Origin of the sequence: Bacillus sp. JJ1609, from assembly GCF_036967045.1 — a bacterium.
GTDB lineage: Bacteria > Bacillota > Bacilli > Bacillales > Cytobacillaceae > Mesobacillus.
This window is the reverse complement of record NZ_JBALSS010000006.1, coordinates 153,676-163,136: the sequence shown is the minus strand read 5'-3', so window position 1 is coordinate 163,136 and position 9,461 is coordinate 153,676. Positions and strand designations below refer to the sequence as shown.

Genomic DNA, 9,461 nt, shown 5'->3' with positions numbered 1-9,461 from the left:
AAAATCTCTCGGCGAGTTGTCTTCAGACGGGTCCTCATGACCACTCGAGGTAAAAATCTCTCGGCGAGTTATCCTCAGACGGGTCCCCATGACCACTCGAGGGAAAAATCTCTCTGCGAGTTGTCCTCAGACGGAGTCTTATGACCATTCAGGGATTGACGCCTTCAAGAGAATACTAACTAATTACTCTTGATAAATCATTGGATATTGCTATAATTCTATCAAACAAAAAATGGAAAGGATGAAGGGAATGAGTATCCATTACGAATTGATTCCGGAAGAAAATATCAGCTGCGTCAAGGGATTGTGCAATGATTTGATGTCATATCAAAAATCGTTGGCCCATATCCGTCCCGAGCTTTTTGACAGCATGAATTTTGAAACACGGATGGTTCCTTCCGTTAAAAATGCGAAGGCCAATTTTATCCTTGCCGCTTATGATGGTGACGAAATCGTTGCTTATGTGTACAGCAACATTTCACCAAAACAAGTTTATTCAAATGAATTCGCTACTTTTTTCGATATGGATTCAGTAGAAAATGAGGATGTCGGCTGCCTCTCTCAATTTTACATAAAAGAAGGCTATCGCAGCATGGGCATTGGTTCTGAACTATTCAACCGCTCTATGGAATGGCTGGATTCATTCGAGGACATTGATGACCGGTTTATCTATGTTTCTAATGGAAATGATGCAGCGCTGACATTTTACCAAAGCAAAGGCTTTAAAGTAAGTCACCAGATCCTTGATGGGTTCATTACGGTACTTCGGAATAAGTAAAAACATACATAGCGAAAAAACCCTGAATTCTGCTTTAGAATTCAGGGATTTTTATTATGATTCTTCTATATACTTTAAGGAACTCAAAGCGATGTAATGATTTCTTTGCTCAACGTTTAATTCCTTTCATTCTATAAAAGAAAATAACAGCTAAAATACCAATGATTAAAAAAACAAAGATTTTAATTGCCCCCTGTTGTCCATCAAAATAGCCATCGAAAGCACCTCTTACCTCATACTCAGATTCTCTATATGCCTTGCTGTATTGTCCCTTTGACTTCTCGACAGCTATGGCTTCATTTTTATTAATGCCTTTAATGGAATAATATTTCGTCCCTTTAGCGAAGGAGTTTGAGAAGTTGCCTGGAAAAGATTCCATATCTGAATACTTAGTGACATGGCCAATCTCACTTCCAACTTCGGTAACATCCTCATCGCTAACTACATAAATATAACCGTCCCAAACTACAAATGAATATGCCCAAGATGTCGCTAAGGACTTACCCGGAATTACTAAAGAGGTTAATAATATAAATGATATTAAACAGCAACGTAGATACCCATGAACCTTCATCAAACTCCTCCTTTCCTAAATTGACGTTAAACAATTCTTAAAGTTTCACGGATCACGGAGTAATGAACACCGTTTTAAAATCGAATACAAAAAGAGCTGCAACATACAGCTCTTTTGATCATTACTTTTTCAATACCGGAATCCATATTTCACTTCTAAACGTTGGCGAAGCAACATCTTTGCTCTCATTCCAAAGGATTTCAGGACCTTCAACCTGTTGATAGTTAGAGGACGGGAACCATTCGAAATAGATGCGCCCCCACACATTTTGCAGTGTGGCCGGAAAAGGCCCAGCTGCTTTGAATACCGCCCATGTACCAGCAGCCACTTCCAACGATGACAAATGATCCGGGCATTTGCTCGTTGTAGCTGCTCCAATATAATGGTCAAGCTCCCCTTTTTCCTCCATCCTCTCCTCGGAAAAATTAGTCGATGCACTGATTAATCCTAACGGCTCGACATTCGATAGATATTTAAGTTCATTGATCCTATCCATGTCTAAGCTTTGCCACATGGCACTGATTTCCGGATTAACCCCGTTAAAAATAATGGGAACTCGTTTCTTTATCCCCACAATACGGAAAGCCTCTTTTTCTTCAATTCGATAATTCATTTCACTGCCTCCTTGAATCGATAATTGAAAGCTCATCGGAGGAAATGCTTTTAGAGAATGGCCATTCGTTCTTGCCTCTGTTGGCGTGATTCCATGCAAATGCTGAAACGCCCTTGAAAAGGAATCTGGTGAATTGTAGCCATACTTCACTGCGATATCAATGACCTTTATCCCTGGATCCCGTAGTTCAAACGCAGCAAGTGTCAGCCGTCTGCGGCGAATATACTCGGATAGCGAAATGCCTGCAAGAAAGGAAAACATCCTCTTAAAATGATATTCCGAGCAATAAGCCCGCCTTGCGACTTCTTTAAAATCGATATCATTTGTGAGATTTTCCTCGATATAACGAATGGCACTGTTCATATTCTTAAGCAAATCCATTTCGATGACCTCCTTATATCACTAGATTAGCAGGAGATGAATTCATCCATCCGACTTTTCGTGCACGATTATGTGGGGTGCTTTTTCTTCCTTGCCATTCATGAATAAATAATAATTTCTTCATTCCATAGGTATTTCCTTTTATAACTTATTTCAACTTACCCGATACCCTTAAGTGATAAAAATGAATAAAGAACAGACCAGGTTAGCGTGCGATTTCGGGTTATAAGTACTTATTAAAAAATCCCTGAATTCAACTAATTAAATTCAGGGGTTTTTTTATATCTATAGGAAACAGTTAAATAGTTCGGCTGCTTACATCCTTAAATTTTTGTAAAAATGATTCCGATCAGCGCTGAAAATATGCCGACAAGTTGATATAGCTTTAATTTCTCCTTAAAAAGCCAGCAGCCTGCAAGGACAACAACGAGGCAATTAAGGCTGACGATCGGGAATACAATACTTGCGGTTCCTTCATGCAGCGCATAGAAATAACAGCTATAGCCAATGACGCTGATCAAACCGACAAGAGATCCAATATTCGCTTCAGACCGCTGCCAGTGTTCCTTTTCGCGAATGCTTGTTATTCCAAGGTAAATGCTTCCGCCCCCGTACATACAAATTAATGTATTAAGCGAACTGATATGCAAATACGAAGTTGTTTTCATCAAAATTCCCAGAATCCCAAAGGACATGATCGCCAAAAGTACCCGGATAAGCCATGGACCGTAATCCGTATTTCGTTTCGCTCCGGGTGTATATTGAATGATGATGGCAGAGCCAAGAATAAAGACAATTCCAATCCACTGAAGAAGGCTGATGTGTTCTTGAAAAATAATCGCTGCGCCAAGGATCGGAAAAATGGCATTTGCACCTACTAGTGGCGATGTAAGACTAGCTGGACCCTTTTCGAATGCCCTCGACATTTGAATATTGCCGTTTGCATTTAAAATCCCGATCAGACCTCCAAGGACGATCGCAATGAGGTTGAACTGCAACGCATCCACTGATATTCCAAATCCCAGCGTCAGCATAAACGCCACGATGTAAAAGAAAAACTGAATATGTACTTTTGACAAGCCGTGCCCTGTACTCCACTTAAAGATCGTATTATTCATGCCAAAGCTTAAAGTCGTGACAAATGCTGCAGCCATCCACATCCTGAATCCTTCTCTCTCTATCATTTATCTTCCTTATTTTAAATCTCGGCAAGCATACTCGCAATCTATTTTTTCGTGTTACTAAACAAATTTGTTATAGGATCAAATAACTCGAAAAAAAACAGGAACCCATTAAAGTAACCGGTTCGGTTTCCGAGCACAAATCCAAAATCAGGACAACAAATTTATTGGATATTTATGTTAAAATTTAAGGTCTTGCAAAGTAATTAACCAGCATTACATCTCGCTTATATAACAAACGGGGCAGGTTTGTTGAAGAAGGATATTTTCTGTTTTAAGCGAAATAGAATACCAAACAAACCTAACACGAATACAGGTATTAAAAATAAATGGAACATAGGAGGTATGAGATATGAGGATCAATAGAATAGATCATGTGAGTATAAACGTAAATGATCTTTCAGAGGCTAAAGCGTTTTTTCTTGATTTAGGACTTGAAGTGCAAGCGGAATGGGAATTGAATGGAGAACTGTTGGACAGAATAGTTGGGCTTAATGATGTTAAAACGGCATGTGTAGGATTGGGAATGCCAGATGGTCAGACATGGATAGAGCTAGTTAAATTTTATACGCCGTCAGATGAAAAAGATATTCAGCAACCTTTTGCAAATACGCTGGGTATCCGACATATTTGTTTTGCTGTTGAAGATATTGAAGCTATTGTTGCAAAATTGAAAAAGAAGGGCACGGAAATCTTTAGTGAGATACAGCAATATGAAGAAAGTTATAAGTTATGCTACGTTCGTGGTCCAGAGGGAATTATTTTAGAGTTAGCGGAGAAAATCAGATAAATATTGAATGGGACTTTAGATTTCCAACTTTAAAGATTTCTTCTTAAACTATAGGGTGCTTTGATCCTTGAAGGATTAACGCTTTTTTTGTAGGATTCCATATTGGACTAAAGATGCAGGATAGTTAAATAAACAAGAATATATCTTAATGTGATTAAATGAGGTACATAAGGGGAAATCCGTAATGGCTATATTCAAAAATTCAATATTAGAATTAGTGCAATTTAATAAAAGTGATATCAAGGTTTTAATCGAGTTATCAGCATCAGTCGGGTGGGATTATGATGAATATGAGATTGGAACAGTGTTATCGTCTGGTAAAATATTCGGACATAAAAATTTTGAGGGGAAAATTGTTTCTAGTGCTGCAATAATTCCTTATGATACTAAGTTAGCTTCTATTGGTATGGTGATTGTTAATAAAGAGTTTAGGGGAATGGGATTAGGGAAAGATGCTACTCAAAAGTGTATAGATTTTGCTTCAAACAACACTTCAATTATGTTAATTGCAACTGAAGAAGGTAGACCCCTTTATGAAAAAATGGGATTTATAACTGTTGATTGTGTTCATAAGTTTCTTTGTGATGACTATAAACCATTAAACAAAAGGGGTGGTGTTACTATTGAAGAGTTTAATGGTAATGATCTTAAAGAAATTTTAAAGTTAGATAAGGCTGCATTTGGAGATAAAAGAAGCAAATTTCTTCAAAATAGAATTAATCAATCAGAAAAATGCTTAGTAGCTAGAGATAACCAAGCGAACATTATTGGTTATGGAATATCTATTTTAGGACCTATTAATCTAATAGTAGGACCTATTGTAGCACCTGATTCTCAAACAGCTGCTTTAATATTGGATAGATTTGCTTCTAGGCATCAAGGAAATTTAAGGATTGATGTGCCTTCAGGCAATGAAGAGTTTATGTTCTTTTTGGAGCAACGAGGATTTAAACAAGTGAGTCAACCACCAGTAATGGTGATTAATTCTGCTGAAATGCCGCCTAGAAACAATACATTATTCGGAATTGCTGCCCAGATTTTTGGGTAAATAAAATATTTCTTATGTACTCTAACGGGGCAGCATTCCTGTAATAAAAAAACAACTTTGTGAAGAAATGCACTTAAACTATAGGGTAGCTTATCTTCAATAAAGGTTGAAATAAAAAATGCTTGGAGTCATTGAGCTCCAAGCATTTTCCTTTGCTATTTTACTTAACGAATTGCTTGTTGATTCTAATTCGAATTCATATGCGGAAGACACTGTTTTTTCGATTTTCACACTTCAAAACTGAACCCGTTACCTTTAAAGGTTCCTGCTTTTAAAGTATAATCTCATGTTCCGCAAAAAGTGCGATAAGGAAGCTTAGATGGAGCTGGCGGTGCACAAAATTCTGCCTGCTCTTCGGAGTGTGCGTATGGGTTAGAAAGAACCCCAAGAAGTTTTTCCATCACGCTGTAATCTCCTTTTTCCACTGCGGCTGCAAGTGCCTCTTCTACCCGGTGATTCCTCGGGATGACTGCAGGATTGCTCTTCCGCATCAACTCACGAGCAGCATCTTTCGCTCCATCCTGCCTGCCTAGCCGTGCTTGCCATTTTTCTTGCCATTGGGTAAATTCCTCGGCCTTGAATAATTCCATATCTTCGAGCTGACAAAATGTAAGAGCACGGAAGGTATTCGTATAGTCCGCTTTGTGCTTCTGCATCATATTGAGAAGGTCGGCAATAAGCGTTTTATCCTCTGCTTCTTCGTTCATCATTCCCAGCTTTGCTCTCATTCCTGCTAACCAGTGAGTTTGGAATGCATCGGAAAACCCTGAAAGAGCCTCCTCAGCCAGTTTTACAGCTTCGTCCTCGTCGTCATGAAGCAGCGGTAAAATCGATTCCGCAAAACGGGTGAGATTCCAGCCGCCAATATAAGGCTGATTGCCAAAGGCATAGCGGCCATCCCGATCGATCGAACTGAACACTGTCGCCGGGTCATAAACATCTATAAATGCGCAAGGACCATAATCGATCGTTTCTCCGCTGATCGTCATGTTGTCGGTATTCATCACGCCGTGAATAAAGCCTACACGCAGCCATTTGGCAATCAGTCCTGCCTGGCGATTGATCAATTCTTTAAGCAATGATAGATAACGGTTATCATCCGCCTTGATTTCAGGATAGTGGCGTTCAATCGCATAATCAGCCAGAGCACGAAGATCCTCTACCTTGCCCCAGTTAGCAGCGTATTGAAAGGTGCCGACACGCAGATGACTGGCGGCAACTCGAGTCAACACCGCACCAGGCAGCATCGTTTCACGGATGATTTCCTCCCCGGTTTCCACCACTGCCAGACTGCGCGTAGTCGGAATCCCCAGTCCCTGCATCGCTTCACTGATGATATATTCACGCAGCATCGGTCCCAGTCCGGCACGGCCATCACCGCCCCGCGAATAAGGTGTTCTCCCAGAACCCTTGAACTGAATATCAAACCGCTCCCCCTCTGGAGTGATCTGCTCGCCAAGCAGCACCGCCCGGCCATCCCCCAGCATCGTAAAATGCCCGAACTGGTGCCCCGCATAAGCCTGGGCAAGCGGCTCAGCGCCATCAGGAATCTGGTTGCCTGCCAGCACCGCAGCGCCATCTTCACTTTTCAGCGCCTCAGCGTCCAAACCCAAAGTGACTGCCAGTGAATCATTGAATATAATCAGCTTTGGAGCACGAACCGGCGTCGGGTTTTGATTTTTATAAAAGACCCTTGGCAAACGAGCATAACTATTGTCGAAGTTCCATCCTGCTTTTGTCATCCGAACCCTCCTGTTCTAAATAAATCTTTCATGACCCAATTTCCATACAAATTAATGTATACTTCACTTCATTTATTATACCCTTCCAGTCATAGGTGAAGCTATTTCGTGGTATTTACAACTGGAAGTTTCGATTTTAGCGGAAATCAACAATCTAATTTAGCAAATCCTCCATTTTAAAAAGAACCAAACTACAATATTATCCAATAAACCCTAAACTTAACATCCAATTTACATTCGCTCTGTATAATTCATCTTATAGGTCGATAGAACGATAAAATTGGAGGTCTTTGTTTTGAAGATGAACTGGTTTAGCAGCTTACAATTTTCAAAGAACGGACAAGAAGGGCTGACTCAAAAGCTCAGTCTTGGCACCAGGCTATTTATTTTATTTTTTTCATTGCTGATCGCATCCGTCGTCACGGTTGGAATCAGTTCATATGTTAAGGCCAAGGCGATGGCCATTGAAACGATCGAGAACCGGATTGTTAGAGAAGCCGAGTTAATGGGATACATAGCAGAAAATTTGAAGTTTGTTTATGTCAGTGATGAAGCTTATTTTATGCAGCAGCTTGAATCCAATGTCCGTTCGCAGCAAAAAAAGCTCAAAAATGATGGCATCACATCTGATTTTTACTATATTGCTGACGGCAAAGCCGCACCATTCAAGGTAAGCGAGAAATCAGGCAGCTATTTTACCAGGGAAACGATCGAACAAATTCAAAAAGCAAAAAATGGAGTCATCCACGAGCGTATGAATGGCTCAGATTATACAGTGGCTTTTCAGGAGATGAAAGAAATTAACGGGATCTATGTCCTGCTGATTCCTACCCATACCTATATGCAGCCTGTCACTGAAATGCTTTATTTTACAATAGCCGTCATTTTGATCAGCATGATCGTGGCAGCTGTTCTCATCAGCCTCTTTGTCAGGAAGGTTACGAAACCGCTAAATCACCTTAGAAGCACGATGAAAAAAGTACGAGAAGGCGGCCTGCAAAGCTCGCCCGCCATTGAGACAACCATTCCCGAAATGGTTTCACTTCATAAAAGCTACAACAGCATGATTGAGCAAATGATGCGAATGGTCCATGAACTGACTGAGACAACAAATGAACTGGAGAGTACGGGTGATGAACTTAAAGACTCCTCAAAGAGTGCCCTGGCAAGCAGCCAGCAACTCGTATCGGCAATCACCTTTGTTAAAACTGGAGCTGAGCAGACTGCAGCCAGTTCGGAAACAAGTGTAAGCAGTTTTAGAGATATGAAGGATATGATGGAAGCCGTTCTAGCCAATATGGAAAGTGTGTTCAGCAGTTCTGCAGCCATGAATGATTCTGCTGGACAAGGTGATAAAAGTATTGGCCAGCTCATTTCGACCATTCAGTCATTCGAAAAAGACTTCAAGCATTTAACCTATACGATTCACCAGGTAAAAGAATACTCACTATCCATTACCAATCTGGTCGGTATGGTCAAAGCAATAGCGGATCAGACAAAGCTCCTATCGTTAAATGCTTCCATCGAAGCGGCAAGGGCCGGGGAATCTGGAAAAGGCTTTGCGGTTGTCGCGAATGAAGTACGAAACCTTGCGGAGCAATCAGCAAAAACAACCGAAGAAATCTCGCAGGCGATCGCGAATATGGAGAAGATTACGATTGGGGCAACAGAAGAATTCGATCTCATGCATTCTAAAATTAACACGAATTTATCGATGGCGAGCAATGCCCGCCTTTCCTTGGATGAGCTGATGCAGGAAATTTCTGATGTAAGTCAAAAACTGCATTCAATGAAGGGAGAACTCGATAACCTGGAGCACACCCTCCCTCAACTGGCGCATGAAGCAGACAGCTTTTTAGCCGTTTCGCAGGAAACACTCGCCAGCGCGGAAGAAATGCTTTCAGCAAGCGATATCCAGATGAAACGCATGGAAAGCACCGACCAAATCGGTTTGAAGCTGAATCATCTGGCGAAATCACTGGCACAGATTACCCAGCAGTTTAGGATTGAGGATAATAAGTAAAAGTACATCCAAACAGCCAGATTCCATTTTCGGAGTCCGGCTGTTTTTTTGTGAAGATAGGGACGGTTCTCTTATTCTCATTCATTCCTCCCCTTTCACTTTTTAAGATTTCTTAATAAAAACCCATAAAATAATTAATATTCTGAATTTATGATAAGGATAGACAAGATCACTCCACTACAACGAGTGGAGTGGTTATTGTTAGGCTCTCATAACCATTCGCAAGAGAAAAATTGAGTTGAGTGGTTCTTATAAGACCTTTCATGACCATTCACATGATAAAAATCTGGTCGAATGGTTCTTATAAGGCTTCTCATGACCATTCACATGA

8 protein-coding genes are annotated in these 9,461 nt (G+C 40.6%); 4 read left to right on the top strand and 4 right to left on the bottom strand.

Annotated features, from left to right (window positions below; genetic code table 11):
• Positions 1–250 precede the first annotated feature (250 nt).
• Positions 251–778, top strand: a complete 528-nt coding sequence (locus V7654_RS05415; protein WP_335429114.1) for a GNAT family N-acetyltransferase — start codon at positions 251–253, stop codon at positions 776–778.
• Positions 779–887: 109 nt separating this feature from the next.
• Here V7654_RS05415 and V7654_RS05410 read toward each other — a convergent pair whose 3' ends face one another.
• The 3 genes from V7654_RS05410 to V7654_RS05400 all read right to left on the bottom strand — a co-directional run bounded on the left by V7654_RS05410 (position 888) and on the right by V7654_RS05400 (position 3,530).
• The gene (locus V7654_RS05410; protein ID WP_335429112.1) at positions 888–1,352 is read right to left on the bottom strand and encodes a hypothetical protein; all 465 of its coding nucleotides are present in this window, start codon (positions 1,350–1,352) and stop codon (positions 888–890) included.
• A 121-nt stretch (positions 1,353–1,473) separates the two neighbouring features.
• Positions 1,474–2,346, bottom strand: a complete 873-nt coding sequence (locus V7654_RS05405) for an AraC family transcriptional regulator (protein ID WP_335429110.1) — start codon at positions 2,344–2,346, stop codon at positions 1,474–1,476.
• A 323-nt stretch (positions 2,347–2,669) separates the two neighbouring features.
• Complete coding sequence (locus tag V7654_RS05400) at positions 2,670–3,530, bottom strand: DMT family transporter (RefSeq protein WP_335429108.1); 861 nt, start codon at positions 3,528–3,530, stop codon at positions 2,670–2,672.
• A 349-nt stretch (positions 3,531–3,879) separates the two neighbouring features.
• Here V7654_RS05400 and V7654_RS05395 point away from each other — a divergent pair, with 349 nt between their 5' ends.
• Together V7654_RS05395 and V7654_RS05390 are read left to right on the top strand one after the other, a co-directional pair.
• A complete protein-coding gene (locus V7654_RS05395) occupies positions 3,880–4,317 on the top strand; it encodes a VOC family protein (protein ID WP_335429106.1) in 438 nt (145 codons plus the stop codon).
• 184 nt (positions 4,318–4,501) lie between these two features.
• Positions 4,502–5,365 carry a GNAT family N-acetyltransferase gene (locus V7654_RS05390; RefSeq protein WP_335429105.1) on the top strand — a complete coding sequence of 288 codons (864 nt, stop codon included), beginning with the start codon at positions 4,502–4,504 and terminating at the stop codon, positions 5,363–5,365.
• Positions 5,366–5,649: 284 nt separating this feature from the next.
• On the opposite strand, the gene V7654_RS05385 is transcribed toward V7654_RS05390, so the two are convergent.
• Positions 5,650–7,107 carry a protein adenylyltransferase SelO gene (locus tag V7654_RS05385; RefSeq protein ID WP_335429104.1) on the bottom strand — a complete coding sequence of 486 codons (1,458 nt, stop codon included), beginning with the start codon at positions 7,105–7,107 and terminating at the stop codon, positions 5,650–5,652.
• Positions 7,108–7,408: 301 nt separating this feature from the next.
• On the opposite strand from V7654_RS05385, the gene V7654_RS05380 reads away from it, so the two are divergent.
• Positions 7,409–9,130 (top strand): methyl-accepting chemotaxis protein, encoded by a 1,722-nt coding sequence (locus V7654_RS05380; protein WP_335429667.1) that lies wholly within the window; start codon positions 7,409–7,411, stop codon positions 9,128–9,130.
• Positions 9,131–9,461: the final 331 nt, after the last annotated feature.